This window comes from Sphingobacterium micropteri, from assembly GCF_014692515.1.
GTDB lineage: Bacteria > Bacteroidota > Bacteroidia > Sphingobacteriales > Sphingobacteriaceae > Sphingobacterium > Sphingobacterium micropteri.
The window spans coordinates 133,383-155,457 of record NZ_JACOIK010000004.1 but is presented as its reverse complement, the minus strand read 5'-3'; the positions used below and the strand labels follow the sequence as shown (position 1 = coordinate 155,457).

Here is a 22,075-nt window from a genome sequence, read left to right as displayed (position 1 = left end):
AAATTTTTGATATGTACAGATATTTAATATTATTGATCATATGTTCCATGTTTACGGGATGCGATCTCGAAGAAGAACCCTATGGTTTCTATTCAGAAGAAAATTTTTACAAAACAAATGAAGATGCCGAATCAGCTCTTTTTTATGCTTACAACACCTTTTCCTATAATGAGTACGTACGGGCTATATTCTATATCAATGAGCTAGCTACGGAAAGCTGTGATGTAAAAGGCGAGGAGGGTTTTGGTTCGCAAGAGATCAATCGTTGGGATTATGCGTTATTTCGGGAGAATGAGCAATTGGAACTTTATTACAAATATTGCTACATTGCGATAAATAGAGCCAATGCAGTCATCGACAATGTTATACATAGTAATCTTAGCGAAGACTTTAAATCCAGTATATTAGGCGAAGCCTACTTTCTACGGGCGTGGAATTACTACCATCTTATACAAATCTATGGATTAGTACCCCTTCATAAAGCGTCTATTACATCTGCTTCACAGGCAATAGCACCTATGCCTAAAGATTTTGATGAATTATATGATTTTATTATAAATGACTGTTTGGAAGCCGAAAAGAGGATGTCTATCAGACGGATAGTAGGGAGAGTAGACAAAGTAGCAGCACAGGCTCTGCTTGCCAAGGTATACCTCAGCATTGCTTCTTCCAAGGAAAATCAGGTCGATGGTTATAAGGAAATGAACAAGGATATTGCGCAGATGTATCAGTACGCTGCAGAATGGTCCCGAAAGGTGCTCTATGATCAATCTACATATGGCTTGTCGCCAGATCTGATTAGTATCTATGATACCCGTAAACCGGATGGTCCTGAACATATTTTTATCATGTCTATGGACAAAAGCGGCGTAGACGAGGGTAATTTCTCTTCCATAGACAAGATGTTTATTCCCTACAAAAACGGTACAAGTTTGTGGTTTGCCAATCCAGATGGAACCTATACCAAATCGACTAATATGGGATGGGGCGTATTTATGACCACCGAATTGTTTGCAAACAGTTTCGATGCTTCCGATAAACGTAAGACCGAACTAATGACGAAGCGTTTCTATACGAAGGAAGACGGAAGTACTTCAGAACTAAATGATTATTTTTTGACGCGAAAATATATAGACCCAGACTTTGTAGGCGTCAAATCCAGTACACGGCCATTTTTAATTCGATTTTCAGAAGTTGCACTTATCTATGCCGAAGCAGTTGGTCCTACACAGGAGGGATATCATTGGATCAACGCGATACGTCATCGTGCAGGACTGGACGATTTGTCATCAAGTTTAAATCTCGCTGATTTTCGTAATGCGGTGTTCAACGAGCGAAGCTTTGAGCTTGCATTTGAAGGCAAGAGGTTGCACGATTTAAGACGCAAGGCAGTGGTTGTTAGTACAGATCCGCGCGCCGCCGCTTCAGGGATTTCAGAAGAGCAAGCGGCTTATTATCCTATTCCGCAAAAAGAACTAGATCTCAATCCCAACATACCAAGAATTTAGATTATGAAAACACAATTGATAATAGTTTTGATGATGTTTACGCTCGTTTCTTGTAAAAAAGATTTAATGAGAGAGATACGTAACGAAGAGTGGAACAATGAGCGGGCTATTCTTCTTATTACCTTTGAGAATCAAGTTGGAAACGCAACAATCAGAAGAGATGAGAATCAGAATGGTCTGATTACCTTCATGTATAACCAAACTGTTGGCGATTCCAAAAGCATAAAGATAAAAGAGCTCGAATTGTCCTACGGTGCATCGTCAGATGTAATCAAGGACCAAGTGTTGACTTTTGACGATCAGCAGACCGCCCAGATCAAAGTGACTTCAAAATCAGGGGAGGATAGAGTTTGGAAAATATCTTATATTCCATTCTCTGATGAGTTGGTCGGTACTTGGCAAATATCGACATTATCCGTGTATGGCGGCGCCTGGCCGGAGTATGGCGGTGCCGCAGCCCATGCCAGTATGGCCGAGCGCAGCTGGAATTGGAAGACGGATGGAACAGGACCTATTGCAGAGTATGATAATACACTGACTTTTACGTTAGAAGGCATCACCGAAGATGGAGATGCTTATGGTAAGGTCATCAATCATGCTGGCTCAGATCAAGAGTATGCTGATTTCATTTTTATAGATGACCCTGATGGTGCCAAGATTCCTATCGATGTCAATAATAAGTACCGGAAAATCCCGATTGGTGAAGGTAACTGGAAACGAAATTCCAAACAAGGAACGATTAGTTTCTCTTCCGCATCATTAGTATCAACGGCGAAGTTAATAAGCAGCGGGACTATTACACTTGACGATTATAACAATTCCATAACTATACAAGACAAAGCTTTCGAATTCGAACTCGAACCGACGTTCATATGGATCGATATCTATAAAGACAGAGAAAGATTTGTCGAGAATGCAAAAAAGTACTGGGTACAGATTAAGAAAATTTCAGAATAGACCACAAATCTCAAAAACGAAAATCAAATGAAAATACATATCGTTATCTGTTTAGTCATGTTTATCAGCGCAACATTTGGTTGTCAAGATACGTCGATGAATCCAAAGAATATAAACAATGATCTCATCATCCGGTCTACACCGGTAAGTGCTATTCCTTTTGTTGGTATCGGCCCACAGTGGGGCGGATATGATAATATCTTACGTTGGACAGGATCCTCCACCTTTAATACAAAAGATTGGGATGTACTAGAAGAACGGGTACAATTTCTACGGCCTGGTTTAGTGCGGATCATGGCTTCCCAAGGATGGAATTATTACCAAAATGGGGCTTATTCCCCAGCGATAAGCGAGGGCGTATTATTTAGGATTCTGGATTTCTGCCAGGAGAAAGGTATACAGGTTATGTATGGCGAATGGGGAGAAGAGGCCCTGCCAAATGGTGATGTCGATGCAGCTTGGTTGGAGCGCTCTACAGATTTTCTAAAATATTTGCTCGATACACGAGGCTATACTTGCCTGAAGTATTACAATATGTGCAATGAGCCCGCGGGAGATTGGTCTTCTATTGGAGGAGATTATAGCCTTTGGCAACGAACCTACGAACAGCTATTATCCTTGATGGAGGCCAAGGGACTGAACAATCGCATTGAAGTCATTGCCCCAGATGTCGCTATCTGGAATGATACGAGCTTAAGCGATTGGATTACACGTCCGGCGGCTTATTTCGGAGACAAGATACATGCTTATGATATCCATTCGTATCCCACCGACGATCAAGTCAAAGGTGGTTCCTATCGCAAAGTGATTGCGCATTATCGCAGTATTGTTCCTGATGGCAAAGCGATGATCATGGGCGAACTCGGATTCAAGTACAACCCAAATTCGGCACATGGAATAACCAATGCAGCCCGGATTGCAGATGACCCTTTTGCGGGAGATGACTCCAACATGATGATCTATGATGCTTTTTATGGCGTGGATGTAGCTGATGCCGTTGTACAGAATATGCTGGCTGGATACGATGGCGTGATCCTATGGAATATGGATGATGCCATGTATAGTGATAATGGTGATAAATTAAAGCGTTGGGGCTTTTGGAATATATTCGGCGAAGAAAAATTTGGTAGCTCGGCAGACGAGGCTATTCGTCCATGGTTTTATCCTATGTCTTTATTATGTCGATATTTTCCAAACGGAAGCACGATTTATCCGGTTGATATTCCTGAAAAGAAAGGTTTACAGGCTGTCAGTGCCAAGAAAGATGGATGTATGACTATTGCTTTGGTAAACTCTCATGCATCAAATTATACCCTTCATCTGAAAGCCGAAGAACGTTTACATCTTCAAGGCGCAAAAGTATATCAATATATAGCGGGAGATGGGGCCAATTTTGAGGGAGCGAAGGATGGCAAAGGATTTGCGATCCCTAGCAGCGTTGAGGACATCGATCTGCATCAAGATGATGCTTTCACGGTTCAGTTACCAGGTCGTTCCGTTATATTGATAACCACGATGCCATAACAAGCGAAAAGATGATAAATAGAAAAATTTTCTTTGGGTTATGCTGTTGGATGTTTGCTTTCGGGTGTTCTGATTCAGGCGGACAGGATATCCCTACACCATCTGACAAGACTGCGTCTGCTATATTGGAGGTTAATAATAATCTTCAAAAGAATATGGTCTTACAGCAAAATAGCACCTTTATGGTAGCTGGACGGGGTACTCCAGGACAATATGTTACGATTACTGCAAGCTGGAATAAAGCGAATGTAGATGAGGTTGAGGTCGATCAAGAGGGAAGGTGGTCCAAATCCATTCGGATACCTGCTGGGAGTTTTGAAGCACAGGCGATCAAGGTGTCTGGAAAAAATAGTTTCGAATTTAATGACATTTTGATTGGAGAAGTGTGGTTATGTTCCGGGCAGTCCAATATGTGGTACCCGATGAAAGAGGTATTAGGCGGGTTGGATGAGATAGTCAAAGCAGATGCTTCCAATGGAGTTCGTTTGTTGAATCTACCACAGGTGCAGGCAGATGCTCCTACCGATAAATGGAATGCCACCTGGCAAAAATGTTCACCCAGCTCTTTAGAGTGGTTTAGCGCAGTCGGATATTATTTCGCTAAGCAGTTGCGTCAATCTCTTCAGGTGCCAATAGGTATTATCAACGCAAGTTGGGGTGATACTACCGGAGAGGTATGGGCCGAACGTAGTGCTGTACTCGCCACCCCATCGGTAAGGGAATTTGCATTGCAGCAAGACAAACAACCGCGGGCAGATCCATTCTCACCTTACAAAATCGGTGCTGCGTATAATGCGATGATTTATCCAATACGCGATATTCCTATTGCAGGGGCTATTTGGTACCAAGGAGAGGCTAACATGGACAACCCCTCTTATTATCCTGACTTGCTGGAAACAGTAGCCGATAGCTGGAGAGCCTTATGGAACAAAGAAGCCAACGACTTCCCTTTTTACATCGCACAAATTTGTCCATACAAACGTATGTATAATTTCCAAACCAATTATGCCAACCCAAATATGCGCTTTGCACAGCTGCAAGCTAGCAAACGCATAGCAAATAGTGGTATCATCTGTAATGATGATATAGCAGATTTAGATGATATCCATCCTAAGAATAAAAAGGACGTGGGGTTGAGGTTTGCATATCTGGCATTAGCAGCACATTATAAAAAAGAAGACGGCGACCGTTCACCTATTTTTGATGGATTTACCGTTGATGGCAACAAGTTGATCGTCGATTTTCAATTTGCTTCTACAGGATTGAAAACAAAAGATGGTTTAGCCCCATCACAGTTTGAAATAGCGGGTGTGGATAAAGTATTTTATCCCGCTGATGCGGTGATTGCAGGTAACAAAGTCCTATTGACATCATCTCGTGTACCTCATCCTATAGCGGCGAGGCTGGGGTGGAGCTACACCAAGATAAGTAATCTGGTAGGCAGCAGCGGATTACCCGTTAGTGTTTTCAAAACGTATGCTTGGGCAGATCCCGAGGAGGAGGGATAGACGCAGAAAATAACAAAGAAAAAATTTGATTGGAGTCCAATACTTCCAATCAAATTTTGCTATATTTAGCAGTTAGCTCATTGTGAACCTAGATTACGCTTTCCATGAAAACCAACATTGGATATTTTGAAGATTTTAAAAATGGCAGGGAATCTGCTCTAAAATATCTGATGACTAGATATGGTAAGGAACTGCGCTTCTTTGCCCATTCCATCATCCGGAATAAGGAGATGGCCGAAGAAATTGTATCCGATGCATTTTTTAAACTTTGGCAGCGAAGGGATAAGGTGGTAAAGGAATCTAATATAAAAGCCTTTTTATTTATTGCAACGCGCAATGCCTGTTATGATTATCTTGATTCCCCGCAATATAGGCGATCTTCGGATGTAGAGATAGAAGAAGAAATGGCAATGGCAGACGATGATGTCATGACCAGGATAATCCGCGTTGAGCTGATCCAGTTAGTGATTGCTGAATTAGAAAAATTACCCGAGCAACAGGCTGCAATATTCAAAATGACTTACTTAGAGGGACTACATGTGGATGAAATCTGCACCCGCCTCCATACGACACAAAGCAATGTTTATTTTGCAAGGTCGAAAGCGATATCCACCTTAAAGCAAATTTTTAAAAATAAGAACGTTCTTATTTATGTATTTTTCTGCTGCTTGGTATGCCAATGATTGGTGTTTTTTTATAAATAATTTGCCAAGAGTACAAAAATCATCGCGAGTATAGCAGGCAGTCCTTGTTTAACGATAATGCTTTTTGATGAAGTAGCTCCGCCGTAAACAGCTGCTACAATAATACAGCCTAGGAAAAATACCCGTATGTTGAACGACCACACCGGATCATTGATTAAAAAAGACCATACCAATCCTGCTACCAAAAAACCATTGTATAGTCCCTGATTTGCAGCCAATCCTTTTGTTGGTTTGAATAACTCAGGAGGTAGTGACTTTCCGAAAGCTTTTTTGCCCGCGGTTTCCCACGCAAACATCTCCATCCAAAGAATATATACATGTTCTATAGCGACAAATACGGTCAAAATTATGGCAATTGTATGTGACATATTTTCAAAGAATTAACACCTCTAATTTATAGTTTTTTTTCTATTCTTCCATCCTTTTCACGTTGCCAAAATGTTTAAAAAATGTTTAATAAGTTGTGATGTAGCCCTAGTTGGAGTTTACGCAGACTAAGTCATATGAAAAAAATCCTGAAGCGGGGAGCTTCAGGATTTCTACTAACTAACCAATTATTAACCTAAATTATGAAGTACTATTATAACAGCATTTTACGTGCCTTTCGTATTATCGCGATGTGTATTTAACATCTCTTAACAAAATGACCTTAATTTTTATGCGTACTACCGTTTCCTGAAAAGTCGACCTATCAATATCGCTCCCAAAGTGATCATCGCAATTTTTTTGAATGATAGTTGTACTTTGGCCTTCGTCTGGCCATCTTCAGCCGAGACCCATTCGATAGCTTGTTTTAATTGATGATGCCGGAATCCACGGGCTTCTCCGGGAGCGACTACACTGAACATATCGGTGAATTTCCGAACACCTTTCTGGTCAGTCACAACACCTATTTTTTTCCACTCCGAAAGATGTTTTATACCGGCCAGCATATCCTGTATCCATGCTGATGTGGTAAAGTTTTTTACATCGGTATCCAATACGAGAAGGTAATGGATCTTATTAAACTTATCTGACAGCTCTTCCAGACCAGGTAGTAGTACCGTTTTGAGGTCTTCGCCTGTCACTTCGCCCTTAGCTCTCACGCCGAAAACATGTTCGGGCAGATCGTTTATTTTTTCTAACATATTGATCCTTTTGTTTTTAAGTTAACAGTTGGGAAGGATAAAATGTTTCGGTAAATCAATTACAATTCCGATTCCCATGTTTTTAATTTATACGCAGCATCCCAAAATTTATATTCCATACGCGAAGCCGTAATAAATGCTTCGGTCATTCGTGCCCGAGTGGATGCTGTTGCACTTTCAGCTACTCTATCACAAATAGCCATGGCATTTTTTACAGCCAAGGCAAAATCTTCCCCACCATAGGTTTGGATCCATTTCTGGTAAGGATTATCGGAAGAGCGGTGATTCGCTATGATATAATCGCCGACATTTTTATAAATCCAAAAACAAGGAAGAGTTGCCGCCATTGCAATTTCAGCGACTTCAAATGCAGCCGTACTCTTTAAGAAATGAATATAATGATGACAGGCAGGTTCAATACCTCCTTTGTCAGATATTCCAAAATCCATGAAGTAAAACTCGTGCAATGCATTCTCCACTACGATAGCATTTTCTGCAAATCGCATATAAGCTAAGGCATCAGTAATATCTTCGGCTTTCGCTCCGATCAAGGCAAGTGCCCTTCCAAAATGCTCCAGATATAAGGAGTCTTGCATCATATAAAACTGAAACTTGTTTTTAGGAAGTGTACCATTGGATAGTTCTTCTATAAAAGGCATTTTGAGGATAGACGAATAAATTGCTTCTATTGATTGCCATGCCTGTTCAGACCATTTCATTTTTAATGAGTTTTTGAGGATTAAAAAAGTGATTCAAAGGACCGTTTCCTTTTCCAGTTTGCGTATCTGCACCGGATTGAATAGCGTTAAAAACATATTGTTGTCCGAGCGTTACGGCGTCAAACAACGCTTTACCTTGCGCTATATACGATGCAATGGCGGAGGATAAGGTGCATCCCGAACCATGCGTGTTGTCGGTTTTAATCTTATTGAACGCAAAGGAATGATAGTCGTTTTTTTCATCCAATAAGAGGGAGGTAATCCTTTCCGTTTTTTGATGACCTCCTTTTAGCAGAATGTTTTTACCGCCCAATTGCTTTATGATCTTGCCGGCGAGTTCCATGTCTTTTAAGGTTTCGACCTTCATTTTAGCAATAATGGCTGCTTCGTCCATATTGGGGGTAATAACCGCTGAAAGCGGAAGAAGTTTTTCAATGATCGCGTCAATGGTTTGCTCTTCGATAAGACGGTGTCCGCTGGTAGCGACCATTACAGGATCAAAAACCACAGGGATGTCTGGATATTTCTCCAATACAGCTACGATGGTATCAACAAGGTGAGGAGTATGTACCATTCCTATTTTTATGGCATCTGGCACGATGTCTTCCATTATCGTATCTAATTGCTCCGCTACGGCTTCGATGGGAATCGGAAATATACTTTTAACGCCCTGTGTGTTCTGTACCGGCAGTGCCGTTAACACAGATGTAGCATAACAACCTAAGGCAGAAATAGTCTTAATATCTGCCTGAATTCCTGCACCGCCGCTGCCGTCAAATCCGGCAATCGTTAATACACTTGGATATTTGTATTTTTTCATCTTAAGATTTCATTTTTTAATTCATAAGCCGCTTTTTGTGGATTCGCCGCACCGCATATTTCGGAAACCACGGCAATACAATCCGCACCGGCATGCACTACCGACTTTACATTGTACAGATGAATATTGCCTATTGCCACCAACGGTTTATCGGTTAGTCGCCTTATCTCCGCAACGCCTTCAAGCCCCCATTCCGTAACAGTATCTGTTTTGGTAGGTGTGTTGAAAACGGGACTGATACCCAGATAATCTGAAACAGCTGCTTGTTCATTTTCCAATTGTTCCAGAAACTCTATGGAGTACCCTACACATTTGTTGTCATCCCATTGCTTTCTGATTTCGACAGGAGGTACATCATTGTTTCCTACATGTATTCCCGCCGGATCAACCTTTTTCGCAACTTCAAGATTGTCATTAATGATAAGCGGAATTCGGTATTTATCGGTTATTTCTTTTAGTTGGCAGGCCTTGCGGATAAATGTATCTGTGCCATCATTTTTTTCTCTCACCTGGATGATATCTACCCCGCCCAAAATAGCCTGTTCTGCTACTTCGAGGAAATTCCGACCCTTGCAATCCGACTCGGAGATTACCAAATAAAGTTTGTAGGGGAATGAGCATTGTCTTTTCATGCTCTTGAAACGTTAAGCTGTTCGGCAAATTCCACGTCTGTCATAGCATATAATTTGTCTATTATATTCATTTGTAGGGTTCCCGGACCATGCGATTGTTTTTCTGAAAGTTCTCCCGCTATTCCAAGTAAAGCCATTGCAGCAACTGTAGCTTCTGTTTTATCTTCTATTACGGCCGCAAAAGCAGCCGTCAATGCCGATGCCGTGCATCCGAGACCGGTAACCTTGGTCATCATAGGATGACCATTTTTTAGGAGTAGAGTTTGATTTTTCTGATCTACAATAATATCGGTTTCTCCCGAAATACAGACAACTGAGCCGTATTGACCCACGAGATTACGGGCAGCCTGAACAGCATCCATGCTCGAAGCAATACTGTCTACCCCTTTAGTTGCAGGAGCGTTGGATTTCGCTATAGCCAAAATTTCGGAAGCGTTTCCCCTTATTATCGTCGGGCGGTACTGCAATAATTTTTGGATGATTTGATTTCTGTAAGGAGTTGCTCCCGCACCAACAGGGTCGAGCACCCAAGGTTTATTCAGTAAATGTGCTGTTTCGGCAGCTATCAACATCGATTCTGACCAATATTCGTCTAAGGTACCCATGTTGATCAATAACACATTTGCTATTGTCGTCATGTCCTTAACTTCGGCTTTGGCATGAGCCATTACAGGTGAGGCACCTATCGCCAACAAAGCGTTGGCTGTACTGTTCATTACAACGTAATTGGTGATGTTATGTACCAGGGGAGACAGTTCTCTTACTGTTTGAATGTGTTTCCAGAGTGTTTTTTCCATTAGACTTTATTTTGAGATAAAAACAGCTTTAGGAAAACCGAAAACAAACAAGAGGCGACTTATAAAAGAAGTCTTTATTTGCTTTTCCCTACGTCGGTGTGATCCGCATCAGGTTCAAAGGGACTCTCTCAACTCTTTTCAGAATACCCCTAAAGCACATACAAAGGTACGACATATTATTATATTATTTAAAAATTATGCTTGAACCGTAATTTGGGTTATCATTATAAATCTTAACCTAGATCAATGCACAGTCGAATAGATTGAGCTATATTTGTTTCATAAACTAAAATGCAAATTAAACTTCGTATAATATGCAATCAAACGTAGGACTCATATTAGAGGAAAAAGCAGCCGATATCGGCAACTTTATGGTAGGTAGACTCCTGCCATTTCGACAAAAGAGAGCAGTAGGACCTTTTGTGTTTATCGATCACATGGGCCCCGCCTGTCTTAAAGAACATCAAAACATCGATGTTCCCCCTCATCCGCACATTGGGCTTTCGACGCTTACCTATCTGTTCGATGGATCGATATTCCATCGGGACAGTCTTGGCTATGCCATCGAGATCAAGCCAGGGGAAGTCAACTGGATGACCGCAGGCAAAGGTGTGGTACACTCCGAGCGGACGCCCGAATATTTGAGGAAGGACGACAAGTATTTGCACGGCTTTCAGATCTGGATCGGATTGCCCAAACATGTAGAACAAGCAAACCCCTCCTTTGTGCATATTGGCAAAGAAGATATCCCCAGTTGGGAAGACAATGGTATTTACTATAAACTCATTGCCGGTGAGCTAGGAGATCGTAAATCTCCCGTGCCGGTGCATAGTCCATTGTATTTTATAGAGATAAAAACCAAGGCCGCACAAAAAATCAATATCGGGCCACAGCTCTTTGGTGAAGTGGGTATGTACGTTCTCGACGGTACCGTGAAGATTGAGGGCAACGATTATGGATCCAAGCAACTGTTGATAGCTAAGAACGCATCCTTATGTGCATTCGAAACAAATGGCGATACCACGCTTTACCTATTTGGAGGGGAGCCCTTTGAAGAGGAGCGCTTTATGTTTTGGAACTTTGTCAATTCCGACAAAGCCGTTATTGAAAAAGCAAAAGAAGATTGGAAAAATCAAAATCTCGAAGCCTTTCCTAAAGTACCGGGTGACGATAAAGAGTACGTTTTACTTCCAGGAACCAAACAGAAAAAAAACGTGATAACATTTACACAAGAAGAAGATCAACGTAGAGGAAAGTTTGTCATTTTAGAGGACGACGTTCCCGCAGGCGAGATGACCTATGTATGGGCTGGGACAAATAAATTTATTATAGACCATACCGAAACATACGAGGCATTTAATGGTAAAGGCTATGCAAAGCAGCTAGTTATGAAGGGGATTGACTACGCTCGAGAAAAAGGGGTGAAAATTTTGCCACTATGTCCCTATGCGAAAAAGGTCATGGAAGGAGACGAAAACCTGCATGACATGATCTTCCGCTAGTGGCGAAAACTTACAAAACATGCGCTTAAATGTCATACTACGGGTTATCGACAGCTAGACTATTGGTAGGCGGAATATCTACAATAATTTTATCGTTTAAGTGGTTGCTGGTTTTAGTTAAACGACCATCTACCCAGATACGCAATGCACTTTGATTTCCCGCTTTTTGCGTGTCCCAATCTTTTTTCCAGATGATGTCGATTGTTCTGCCGTGGTACGTGATATTGCCTAAGTAGAAATACGACCAAGCGTCTTCAGGCAGTAAGGGTTGTACAATAAACTGGTTTTCGTGTAAAGCCTCAAACCCTAACAGATCCGCTATGATGATATCCGGAAACGTTGAGTGGAAATAATCTTTTTCGCCACCGAATGTACCCTTTTCACTCGGAATGTACCATTCCCCTATATTCGGTTTTTCACCATGCGTAGCGACTAATTTCTGCACATAGTCGTAGAGCAATTGCCTGTCGCTCTCTGTAACCTGCGATTTATAATTTCGCAGATAGTTGGCATAGGCTTTATATACAACTGAATTTTGAAACGGCCATCCACGCCCGTTCCAGGCGTAAGCTTGTTCGTTATAATAGGGGTGTTGCTGTTCGGCAGTTGTCATGCCACCAGTATTGTAAAATCCTTTTTCCGCGGCGAACATATGCCAAGCACCCTCATATTTTTCGTTATCCGAAAACGGGATCATGTTGAAATACCAAGGAGTATAACCCACTGATTCGCGAACACGTGATTCAAAGTCGCGTATGCCAAATTTATTGTCCCCAGCGGTATAACTATAAAAAAATTGATCTTCTTCATTCCAAAGCAGATTGAGAACGGTTGTTTGAAGCTCTTCCGCTCTTGTTTTGTATTTCATTGCCTGATTTTTAGCTTTTAAATCAGCAAAATTACGATACGCTAAGCTGTTTAGATTAGATAGCGCAAGTAGGTTGGCATAGGCGTAAGCGTTTAAGGTAGGTCTTACCATGTGAAAGTCGGGATACCCACTCCGATAAGCTTTAGGATACTGTTTGGCTTGTTGAGATTGAGCTGCATTGCCAGTCGTTTCCCACCCTAAATAGTAGTTACGCCAATTGTCATCGGTATAGAGACTATAAGCACCATCACTAGCTATAAGTCCGAGTACGGTGGATAGACTGAATTCCATACCATCATAGAGGTCAAGAAATTTATACATACCTGCAGTTTTTGCCGCTGGTTCGTTTACTGTAAATAGGCTATCCCAGACCTGTTGGTGAGCACCCAAGTGGGGCAGGACATCATGTAGCCAGTCGTTGTCGGGATGCACTTTGAGAAAAGCCTCTATACCATCAATCATCCAACTAGAGAAATGGTGACTTTCCGGGCGCGACGTATAGGTCAGGAAGTTCGCATTTTCCCGCTGATTTAAACGGGAGGCTGACCCGCGCATGTAGTAATCCGCATAAGATTTTAGAAATTCCGGATTCCGAAGCCAGCGTACGTCATAAAACTGATGTCCAGCCGGGCAGGGGATAGCTCCACTGAGCGTAGCCCAAGGTTTATCGCCGAAGAACTCTGTAAATACCCAGTATGTCTGTTCGTCATAAGGATCAGCGTATGCCTTTAGATGTTTGGAAATCATCCACCAACGGTAATTGTATACTTTTGTTATGCTACTGTCCGAACACAAAAACAAGGGGATATTCTCCTGGAGAAACGCTTGGTTATTCTGTTTGTCGATATGTCCATCAGAAGCAGGTCGGTCATCGTAATGATTAAATTCGTCGACCTGCTTGTTTAGCGTGTTGACCGCTGCAGCTCTCGTATTTGCTAACTCCGCATATGTTGATTGTTTAGCTGTCGAACAGGCAGACAGATATAGTACAAAGAATATATATAAAAGATAGCCGTTCGTCCGTCTTAATGCTTTAAAGGTTTCGCTCATCGTGTTTAAATACTTCCTGAAAACAGAGATATTTCTAATATATCAATTCTTGGAAAGATACGCAAATACCTTGAATTTCTTTATTCATATGTCGTTTCTCGTCTAGGCATAGAGAATGGAATTGTATTGTTGTAAATCCACTTTTTTACATAAAAGCCGATTTTTAAATCATATCAGATTTCAACATATAAATCTCAAATGCTATATTGGCATTCCAAAAAAATCCGTATGCAAATTTTTCAAGTTTCGTTGAACATCGCACCAAAAAAAAGAGGTTTTCATCTGATCACCTCAGATATCATTCGGTCGTTGCCGGAAATAAGCAGCATTAAAACGGGAATCTGCCAGGTTTTTATTCAACATACATCGGCATCGTTAACGATTAACGAAAATGCCGATAATACGGTGCGAGCTGATTTTGAAACTTTTTTTAATAAATCGGTACCCGAAAATGACCCCGACTACCTCCATGATTACGAAGGATCTGATGATATGCCTGCCCATTTGAAGAGCTCGTTATTGGGCAGTTCGGTAACTATACCCGTCACCAATGGCCGACTCAACTTAGGAACTTGGCAGGGTATTTATCTCTGTGAACACCGCGATCATGGCGGGAGTAGACGTTTGGTCATTACGGCATGGGGATTATAAGAAAGACAGCAGTAGATTTTCCTACTTAATACATTCCTTTTTACCTGAGGTCGCTTATATACATATGTAAAGATGGCAGGGATAAAAAGATGGATCGAAATTTGGTCTTAAAGATTAGTATTAATTAAAGTTATTCGATCAATGGTACTGAAAAAATTGAAGTATTTGGGAAAAGCGTTGGCGCTTTTCAAGGTTTTCAAAACATATAGTCTTACTAATAAAGACATAGCCGATGCCGATAATTTAGCGGATCATCTTTCCGATAGAAAAGCGGAATTTAAACTTATTCTAGCGATGGCTAACGATTCGATTAAAGGCCGTTATAAAATAGGTAAGCTAAATCTTGGGATTATCGTAGCAACTGTTGTATATGTTATCTCTCCACTTGATGCCGTTCCTGATGTCGTACCGATTTTGGGATGGGTGGATGATGTAGCTATTATTGGCTACGCCCTCAGCAGGTTGAAATCGGAAGTGATCAGGTACCAAAAATGGACCGCAAGTATGAAGACATAGTGCTGAAAGCTGAGAAAATTTCTTATTTCTGGTTGTTCATCGGCGGAAAGTGGCTGTCCGATAATAAACAAAAAAATCCTGAAGCGGGGAGCCTCAGGATTTTTAACTAACTAACCAATTATAAACCTAAATTATGAAGTACAAATATAACGATAAGTGCGGCAATTTAGTGTAACCTTAGTGTATATTTAACACATATTAACTATTCTTGATATCATCCCGATTTGACATGTGCACCTGCGAAATCTAATGCCGATAAAAATGCACCTCATGTAGTAAGACGAAACAGAAAACGGGAAAAGATCAATGAAACCAATAGGACATTACATCTCCACTTGGCTACACGGTGAAATCGGGTACAGCTTAATCGATTCGCAGGCTACGTAGTTTGGCAAGGATCAAAAAGCTGATGCCGATTAGGAAGAAGATCCATGAGAGAATAGGAATCCCTAAGATGCGGTATTGCTCGACGGATATCACCAGACAGCCACTGACGAAGAATAGGCAGCCCAATGCAAGAGAACGGTTGGTAGATTGGTTTTTTCGGTATTGCCGTTGCAGGTGCTGCAGATCGGTATTGTCTACCTTGACGGTCAGGTCACCCTGTTCGAGCCGTTGGGCAATATTTTTGAGGGTGTAGGGCGCTTGGCTCAGCAATTGGTAACTATCCATCAGTTTCCGTTGACTCTCTTTTTTTAGGTTTTCAAAAGAGAGCCGTTTACGGATGATCTGCTCAATGTAAGGCTCAATCTTCTCCACAATATTCAGTCCGGGCATCAATTCACGCCCTATGCCCTCCATCAGGACGACCCCCCGCACCAGCAGGTAAATATGTTCGGGCATGATGATGTTGTTCTGGTAGAGGATATTCGAAAACTTGGAGAAAAAAGCCTTGATGTCTATGTTTTCCAATGTGTTAGTGCTAGCCATGTCAAACAGTTCGAGAATTTCCCGTTTGATATTCTTTTCGTTTTCGATCTGTATATAGACAGCCATTTTTTTGATGATGTACAAAAGGCTATCCGCATCTTTGTTGATAAAAGCAATGATAAAATCCTCGAGGATTACCTGATCGGACAGCAGCATACGTCCCATAGCACCAAAGTCCAGAAAACTGAGTTTGCCATCTGGTGTGACCAAGATATTGCCAGGATGAGGATCGGCATGGAAAAAGCCATGTTCCAATACTTGTGTGAGGAACAGTTCCAGTCCGCTGTCTACAATGTGCTCGAAGTTTAGACCGTAGGTCAGTAGCCCATCCTTATCAGTGATTTTCACGCCATCGATCCACGACACGCAAAGCACGTCGTCGTTACATAGCTCCTCGTAAGTATGTATGCAGTGGATCTTGTCCACTCCCCGAAAATTCTGTTCAAACTGGACGATGTTCTGCGCTTCATGGACGAAGGAAAGCTCTTCTACCAAGGTTTTTTGAAAGGTTGCCAGGATATACTTTAGGTTGATCTGCCGGATAGTGAGGGAATAGTCCGATAGAAATTGGACGATATCCCGCAGGATCAGCAGGTCGGAGTTGATCGTCGTACGGATGTTTGGTCGCTTTATCTTTAGGATAACGGGCGTTCCGTCTGCCAATACGGCTTTGTACACCTGTGCAATGGAAGCCGAAGCGATTGGCTCGGTCTCGATTTCCCGGAAAGATTCCGACGCGTTTATGCCCAACTGTTCTTCGATATAGGGTACGATATCGATTTCCTGCGGCGGCACGCGGTCCTGCAGTTTTTTGAGCTCGACGATCAGCAAAGCTGGCAACAGATCCTCACGGGAAGAAAGCGTCTGTCCAAATTTTACAAAAGTAGGACCCAGCTCCTCGATAGCCAAACGGATACGTTCATATACTGTAGGATCAGTGGGCGGGAGGGATATGCCCTCCGTTGAAGGACGTTTGGATGGTGATCCCAACAGATCCTGAAACCCATACTTTACCAATATCTGGGTCAGCTTGGCAGTTCTTCTAAGCTTTAGTACTTGGTTCTTAAAAGGGTTTTCCATGATATATCCATTTTATGGACTATCGCTGTCATTGTTATGTACGCAATAGTTTCTACAAGATACGGATTTATCAATTATTTGATCACCTACTTCCTCTTAAATAAAAACACCAAGTATCCCAAGCCATTGCCTGTTGGAATAGCAATCCCCAACTTCAACCTATCTTTGTTTAATTCGAATACATCAATAACGGCCACATCATCCCCGCTGCCGATGGTCAATTTCTTTGTCGCTGGGTTATAAGAGTAAGCTTGGTTTTTGGTGTTGAAAATGAGATCTATTCCGTCTTCACATGCAGTTGCGTTATCGTTAATCGTTAATCGATCTTTTAAGAAAATAAACGAGTCATCCATATGGCAATCCTTCCACGGATAATATACATTGTTGCCATTCATGTCGAATGCGCCGGGTGGATTGGTGTTCGGATTGTCATCGGTCTTTGTAGCAACCCAAGTGCTATTTTCTAGCCCGTCTCCGTCGCTTTCTTCGTTGTCGTCCTTGCTACAGTTACTGAATAGCAGGACGAGCATGCTTAAATATGCTCCATATTTTAGTTTCATTTTATACAATTTCTGAAAAATGTTATAAGTACTTATAAGTCTAGTTTATGTTATCTGACGGCATACGTCTAGTAAATGCTAAAGTTAAGAAGAATAGGCTATCGTTGCATTGACAATATATTTTTATTAAAAATATATTTGTAATTGGATACGAATATAACAAAAAATCAAAGCCTGCATCCGCAGGCTTTGCTAACTAAACTAAACATTGGGAGATATCTCACGACATGTCTCCCTATTGAAACAAAAATTTAAAGCCTTCTACGGATAAGTCGTTTCCACTTTGCTTACTTTCCAGCCGTCCTTTCCCTGGTTCAGGGTAATATAGTCTACGCGGGTGAAGTTGTCGAATGCCATCGTTGCCTTGGCTACGCATACCTTTCCATCCTGTGATAGGATCTCGTAGCTGCTCCTGCAGTCATATTTGTTACCCTTGTTGGCCTTCAGGTATTTGATGTATTCCTTTTTGCCTGCACGGTCGTTGTTGTTCACGTTGCTGTACTGGAAATCATCTGCAAAAAGAAACTTGTTCAGGTCGATGCTACCCACGGTAACAGCATTCACATAGGAGCCAATTACCATGTCCGATTCTACGTTTTTCAAAGGATTGGCCTTCTCCGAAGCAAAGGAGCTTAGGGATGTAACCATGATCAATGCTGCTGCGATAGTTTTCAATGTCGTTCTCATATCTGTAGTTTTTAAGGTGATGTGTATATTATTTTTTCTATTTCTTATTTGATACTTCAAAGGTATAGCGAGATGCAGATTTACCGAATAACGATTAGACCAAGCTCCGGCATTTCTCGGTAACTGCGGTAAAAAAATCGGTGAATGCATTATGCAGATATCTACTTGTTTGTTCATGCCAAAAGCATTGCAAGCCAGCTGCCAAAGTATTCAATGTATTGTTTTAAAGGTGTTTGTGTTTTTTAGGGAGATTTCCGGATGTTCACCGTCGGACAGCAGGTGTCCGGTACTGAACAAAAAAATCCTGAAGCGGGGAGCCTCAGGATTTTTAACTAACTAACCAATTATAAACCTAAATTATGAAGTACAAATATAACGCCAATTGCGTGCATTTCGTTTATAGTAAGTGTATATTTAACATATATTAACAGGAACCTTGTCGTATCTGTCGTATTTCCTTTACTATCGGCACATCTGCCTCTGTCCAATCGTAGTTTTTTTAAGTCATTAGTAAAAAACCTAGATGGCCTGCGCTGTTCGGCAATAGTTAACGAATCGCCTTTCCATTTACAACGTAATCCATACCTTATTTTATAGAGATTTTATGAAGTGTTTTTACGATATGACGTTTTTGATACCAGTCGTTGTACACGAGTTCGATCTCCTTCGGTTTAAAAGAACCAAAATCAACATCTCTGTAGTTTTCCAACCGTTCTGCAAACTTCTGAGGAGTCCTTATATGCTCCCGGAACCGAACGGCCGTAATATGCGCGGTAGTTAACCTGTATCTTGCGTCGATTGTCTGCTGTAATGCAGAAGCTTTAAAGTTTTCTCTCAATTGATCCCTGAATCTCTCAAGGCCTTCGCTCAGCGGAAATCCTTGGATCATCACTGCCTCGGGAGAGGCGGATATCCCTTGAAAGTGGAGACCAATATCCATTATATTTCTGGCACTTTGCTCAAAAAGGCGGATATATTTTGAAGTCTCTATCTGCCCAAGATTAAAACCGTCATAACACGAAATAATGGATAATACCGTTACGTGCATATCGGGGAGGGGTTGATAATACTGATCTTTGTCGATAACCATCAACTCCTGTTGAAAGCGAGTAATCGTTCGCTGAATATTATCGTTGGGTCTGATCAAGACTGTTAAGCCTCGTCTTTTGTCATTTTTGTCGTCTATTAACCGATCGATTTTATTGTTCCCATTTCGAATGTCGTCAATCGATCTTGTATAGAGGTTATTGTAAAGCGTTGTCAAGTTCATGCAAAATCAGTATTCTGTTTGCTAATATACTATTCAATTAAAGGAATTAGGTAATCGATTCGGATATTGTTCTCTGATATCTGTTGACATAAAAAACCTGCATGTGCAGGCTTTTCCAGCGGTATATATAACTAATCTCCTTATCATATTTTATTTCCTATTTATGTTATCTGATGGCATAGGTCTCATAGTATATGCTAAATTAGAAGAATAGGCTATTGTTGCATTGTCAAATCTCCAATAACAATTCAATCTAGTTCATCAATTTTTCGATATTTATATTTGTAATTTTACCGATCGCTGTTCGTAAAACAATCATCAGAAAGGAGACCTTATGCAAAGTAGACAGTTCGCCATACCCTTTTTCTTATGCCTTGTCCTGTTTTTTATTTCCTGCGAATCCTCAGAAAAGCAACGGGAAGAAGAACGCGAGCCGGATATTGTCAAAGTAGAGCAACGGGCTTTAGATGCGGTAACCGCAAAACGTATTTTTGAGCTGCCTATACACTGCTTAACAATCGAATACCCCAATAAGCTGGGGCAGGTATTGGGGAGTGGGGCCGACCTAAAATCTCCTAAAACACTACGCCCCATTTTCTACGGCTGTTTTGACTGGCATTCGTCTGTACATGGCTATTGGTCTATTGTGCGGTTGTTGAAGCAATATCCAGAACTTGATGCGGACGGTAAGGTATTGCAGCTTTTAAAAGACCATATTACAAAGGAAAACCTTGCTGTTGAATTAGCTTTTTTTGAAGATACAAACAATTTAAGCTTTGAGCGTACCTACGGCTGGGCTTGGCTATTTAAGCTACAAGAAGAATTAATATCCTGGCGCCATGCGAATGCACAGGAGTGGGCGAAGATACTGCAACCCTTGGTCGATTTGTTATCCGAGCGCACACAGCAATATTTATCTAAACTGGTTTACCCGATCCGTACCGGGCAACACGACAATACGGCCTTTAGCCTTACGCTGATGTACGAATATGCGGAAGCGGTGGGAGATACGGCTCTGTTAAATGCGATAAAGACAAACAGTATACGCTTCTTCGAGGCGGATAAAAATTGTGATCTGGCTTATGAACCCAGCGGTTACGACTTCCTTTCGCCCTGTCTAGAGGAGGCTTACCTCATGAGTAAGATCATGCAGAAAGAAGAATACAAAAAATGGCTGCTGCATTTTTTACCGGTCTTGTTTGAGGAGAAAATCGAACCCCTGCAACCGGCTTTGGTAAGCGACCGTACGGACGGCAAGCTGGTTCATCTGGATGGCTTGAATTTCAGCCGGGCAAATTGCCTGTATGGCATCGCCGATTTATTGCCGGAGTTACAGCATACCTTGGTGCCCCTTGCCAATACGCATATCGATTTCTCGTTGAAGAATATCTCCGATGATGATTATATGGGGAGCCATTGGTTGGGTTCGTTTGCGCTGTTGGCGCTGTCGAATCGCTGAGTAGCTTTGTCGATGGCGCCGTTGGTAGGAGGCTCCCTCGCTCGCCTTCGATCCATCTTTTCCCTGGTTCAAGATAATATAGTCTACGCGGGTAAAGTTGTCGAATACTATTGTTGCCTTGGCTATGCACACCTTTCCAAGAGAATTTGTCACTATTTATAAATTCCTTATATTTATCGATAATCGATGCCAACTATCTCATGCCAAATAACGATTAGACCAAGCTCCCACATTTCTCGGTAGCTGCGGTAAAAAAATCGGTGAATGCGTATCTCTATTTGTTTGTCCAGGCCAAAAGGATTGCAAGCCAGTTGCCGAAATGCTCAATGTGTTGTTTTAAGACATTTAAGTCTGGACGCGTCGAGGGGGGGCGTTTTATATGGGATGGTACGGTGCTTACAAAAGTAATACGTCCAGATACAACGATGACTGAAACATCAAGTATTCAAATTTATGTTAATTATAGTCTAGATTCGGCAACAAATAGTCCGCTTCACGGTTCTCCGGTTTTTTCCTTTGGTCACCGCAATCCGCAAGGGCTTTCTTGGGCCAAGTCGGCTAATTTTTCTTATCTGTATTCTTGTGAGCATGGACCGATGTCTGATGATGAAATTAACTTGATTGAACAAGGTAAAAATTATGGACACCCCTTGATAGTAGGCTATGCTGATGGTAATTACAATGGGCTTGCAGCAGCCGTTTCCGACGATGAGAAGATGCAGGGAGAATGGAATACTATGCTTCCTCTCATTGAGGATGAAGCGGCTACGGCAACCTTATGGGGAGCTGAATATCGCGATCCACTCTACAGTTTTATGCCAACGGGCAATGACTCGCTACGTGTAAAGATGGAAAAAATAAGATCAGGCGAAAACCAAGACTGGCAGTCCATCGCGCCCAGCAGCCTCATATATTATAATCACAGGGGAATCCCGGCGTGGCAGAACAGTCTGCTCGTTACCAGCTTAAAACAAGGAGCTGTATATCGGATAATACTTACTGCGGATGGAAGAGGTGTCCAAGGCGATCCAGAAAGATTATTCGCAGCGGATGTCCGTTATCGGGATATCTGTCTCTCGCCAGATGGAAGCAGGATTTATCTTATCACAGACCGATCAGCAGTAACCTCTGGTCCTACGAAAGAAAACCCCGATCATGCTGATCTTAGAGGTTGTTTGATCGAATATAGACTTAAGCCAATGTAAG

Annotated in this window: 21 protein-coding genes and 1 riboswitch; of the genes, 10 read left to right on the top strand and 11 right to left on the bottom strand. The window is 41.7% G+C overall.

Going from position 1 to position 22,075, the window contains the following annotated elements:
- Positions 1-11 precede the first annotated feature (11 nt).
- From H8B06_RS06660 to H8B06_RS06640, 5 genes are all read left to right on the top strand, one after another.
- Complete coding sequence (locus H8B06_RS06660) at positions 12-1,508, top strand: RagB/SusD family nutrient uptake outer membrane protein (protein ID WP_190993516.1); 1,497 nt, start codon at positions 12-14, stop codon at positions 1,506-1,508.
- Between the two features lie 66 nt (positions 1,509-1,574).
- Positions 1,575-2,465 (top strand): hypothetical protein, encoded by an 891-nt coding sequence (locus tag H8B06_RS06655; protein WP_190993515.1) that lies wholly within the window; start codon positions 1,575-1,577, stop codon positions 2,463-2,465.
- 27 nt (positions 2,466-2,492) lie between these two features.
- Positions 2,493-3,989, top strand: coding sequence for a hypothetical protein (locus H8B06_RS06650; RefSeq protein ID WP_190993514.1), 1,497 nt, complete (start codon positions 2,493-2,495; stop codon positions 3,987-3,989).
- 11 nt (positions 3,990-4,000) lie between these two features.
- A complete protein-coding gene (locus tag H8B06_RS06645) occupies positions 4,001-5,497 on the top strand; it encodes a sialate O-acetylesterase (RefSeq protein WP_190993513.1) in 1,497 nt (498 codons plus the stop codon).
- A gap of 104 nt (positions 5,498-5,601) precedes the next feature.
- Positions 5,602-6,180, top strand: coding sequence for an RNA polymerase sigma factor (locus tag H8B06_RS06640; RefSeq protein WP_190993512.1), 579 nt, complete (start codon positions 5,602-5,604; stop codon positions 6,178-6,180).
- A gap of 11 nt (positions 6,181-6,191) precedes the next feature.
- On the opposite strand, the gene H8B06_RS06635 is transcribed toward H8B06_RS06640, so the two are convergent.
- The 6 genes from H8B06_RS06635 to thiM all read right to left on the bottom strand — a co-directional run bounded on the left by H8B06_RS06635 (position 6,192) and on the right by thiM (position 10,296).
- Positions 6,192-6,569, bottom strand: a complete 378-nt coding sequence (locus tag H8B06_RS06635) for a DUF1304 domain-containing protein (RefSeq protein WP_190993511.1) — start codon at positions 6,567-6,569, stop codon at positions 6,192-6,194.
- 297 nt (positions 6,570-6,866) lie between these two features.
- Positions 6,867-7,328, bottom strand: coding sequence for a SpoIIAA family protein (locus tag H8B06_RS06630; RefSeq protein ID WP_190993510.1), 462 nt, complete (start codon positions 7,326-7,328; stop codon positions 6,867-6,869).
- A gap of 59 nt (positions 7,329-7,387) precedes the next feature.
- Complete coding sequence (gene tenA, locus H8B06_RS06625) at positions 7,388-8,047, bottom strand: thiaminase II (protein ID WP_190993509.1); 660 nt, start codon at positions 8,045-8,047, stop codon at positions 7,388-7,390.
- Positions 8,034-8,867, bottom strand: coding sequence for a bifunctional hydroxymethylpyrimidine kinase/phosphomethylpyrimidine kinase (gene thiD / locus H8B06_RS06620; RefSeq protein WP_190993508.1), 834 nt, complete (start codon positions 8,865-8,867; stop codon positions 8,034-8,036). The genes tenA and thiD overlap by 14 nt, the downstream gene beginning before the upstream one ends.
- The gene (gene thiE, locus H8B06_RS06615; protein ID WP_190993507.1) at positions 8,864-9,499 is read right to left on the bottom strand and encodes a thiamine phosphate synthase; all 636 of its coding nucleotides are present in this window, start codon (positions 9,497-9,499) and stop codon (positions 8,864-8,866) included. The genes thiD and thiE overlap by 4 nt, the downstream gene beginning before the upstream one ends.
- Positions 9,496-10,296 (bottom strand): hydroxyethylthiazole kinase, encoded by an 801-nt coding sequence (thiM, locus tag H8B06_RS06610; protein WP_190993506.1) that lies wholly within the window; start codon positions 10,294-10,296, stop codon positions 9,496-9,498. The genes thiE and thiM overlap by 4 nt, the downstream gene beginning before the upstream one ends.
- Positions 10,297-10,364: 68 nt before the next feature.
- Positions 10,365-10,457: riboswitch (TPP riboswitch) on the bottom strand.
- A gap of 153 nt (positions 10,458-10,610) precedes the next feature.
- Here thiM and H8B06_RS06605 point away from each other — a divergent pair.
- Positions 10,611-11,798, top strand: coding sequence for a bifunctional pirin family protein/GNAT family N-acetyltransferase (locus tag H8B06_RS06605; RefSeq protein ID WP_190993505.1), 1,188 nt, complete (start codon positions 10,611-10,613; stop codon positions 11,796-11,798).
- 37 nt (positions 11,799-11,835) lie between these two features.
- Here the strand turns inward: H8B06_RS06605 and H8B06_RS06600 are convergent, their stop codons facing one another.
- The gene (locus H8B06_RS06600) at positions 11,836-13,716 is read right to left on the bottom strand and encodes an MGH1-like glycoside hydrolase domain-containing protein (RefSeq protein ID WP_190993504.1); all 1,881 of its coding nucleotides are present in this window, start codon (positions 13,714-13,716) and stop codon (positions 11,836-11,838) included.
- Positions 13,717-13,944: 228 nt separating this feature from the next.
- Here H8B06_RS06600 and H8B06_RS06595 point away from each other — a divergent pair, with 228 nt between their 5' ends.
- Both H8B06_RS06595 and H8B06_RS06590 read left to right on the top strand, forming a co-directional pair.
- On the top strand, positions 13,945-14,367 hold the full coding sequence (locus H8B06_RS06595; RefSeq protein ID WP_190993503.1) for a secondary thiamine-phosphate synthase enzyme YjbQ: 423 nt from the start codon (positions 13,945-13,947) through the stop codon (positions 14,365-14,367).
- 141 nt (positions 14,368-14,508) lie between these two features.
- Entirely contained in the window at positions 14,509-14,883 is a 375-nt protein-coding gene (locus H8B06_RS06590; RefSeq protein WP_190993502.1) for a YkvA family protein, read from the top strand.
- Positions 14,884-15,246: 363 nt separating this feature from the next.
- On the opposite strand, the gene H8B06_RS06585 is transcribed toward H8B06_RS06590, so the two are convergent.
- The 4 genes from H8B06_RS06585 to H8B06_RS06570 all read right to left on the bottom strand — a co-directional run bounded on the left by H8B06_RS06585 (position 15,247) and on the right by H8B06_RS06570 (position 19,410).
- Positions 15,247-16,893 carry an ABC1 kinase family protein gene (locus H8B06_RS06585; RefSeq protein ID WP_190993501.1) on the bottom strand — a complete coding sequence of 549 codons (1,647 nt, stop codon included), beginning with the start codon at positions 16,891-16,893 and terminating at the stop codon, positions 15,247-15,249.
- Positions 16,894-16,979: 86 nt separating this feature from the next.
- Positions 16,980-17,453 (bottom strand): hypothetical protein, encoded by a 474-nt coding sequence (locus H8B06_RS06580; protein ID WP_190993500.1) that lies wholly within the window; start codon positions 17,451-17,453, stop codon positions 16,980-16,982.
- A 261-nt stretch (positions 17,454-17,714) separates the two neighbouring features.
- Positions 17,715-18,140, bottom strand: coding sequence for a nuclear transport factor 2 family protein (locus H8B06_RS06575; RefSeq protein WP_190993499.1), 426 nt, complete (start codon positions 18,138-18,140; stop codon positions 17,715-17,717).
- Between the two features lie 586 nt (positions 18,141-18,726).
- Positions 18,727-19,410: a 2'-5' RNA ligase family protein gene (locus H8B06_RS06570; RefSeq protein WP_190993498.1), complete on the bottom strand. Its 684-nt coding sequence runs from the start codon at positions 19,408-19,410 to the stop codon at positions 18,727-18,729.
- Between the two features lie 334 nt (positions 19,411-19,744).
- Between H8B06_RS06570 and H8B06_RS06565 the strand changes: the two genes are divergently transcribed.
- On the top strand, positions 19,745-20,869 hold the full coding sequence (locus H8B06_RS06565) for a DUF2891 domain-containing protein (protein WP_190993497.1): 1,125 nt from the start codon (positions 19,745-19,747) through the stop codon (positions 20,867-20,869).
- A gap of 425 nt (positions 20,870-21,294) precedes the next feature.
- Complete coding sequence (locus tag H8B06_RS06560; RefSeq protein WP_190993496.1) at positions 21,295-22,074, top strand: PQQ-dependent sugar dehydrogenase; 780 nt, start codon at positions 21,295-21,297, stop codon at positions 22,072-22,074.
- Position 22,075 lies beyond the last annotated feature (1 nt).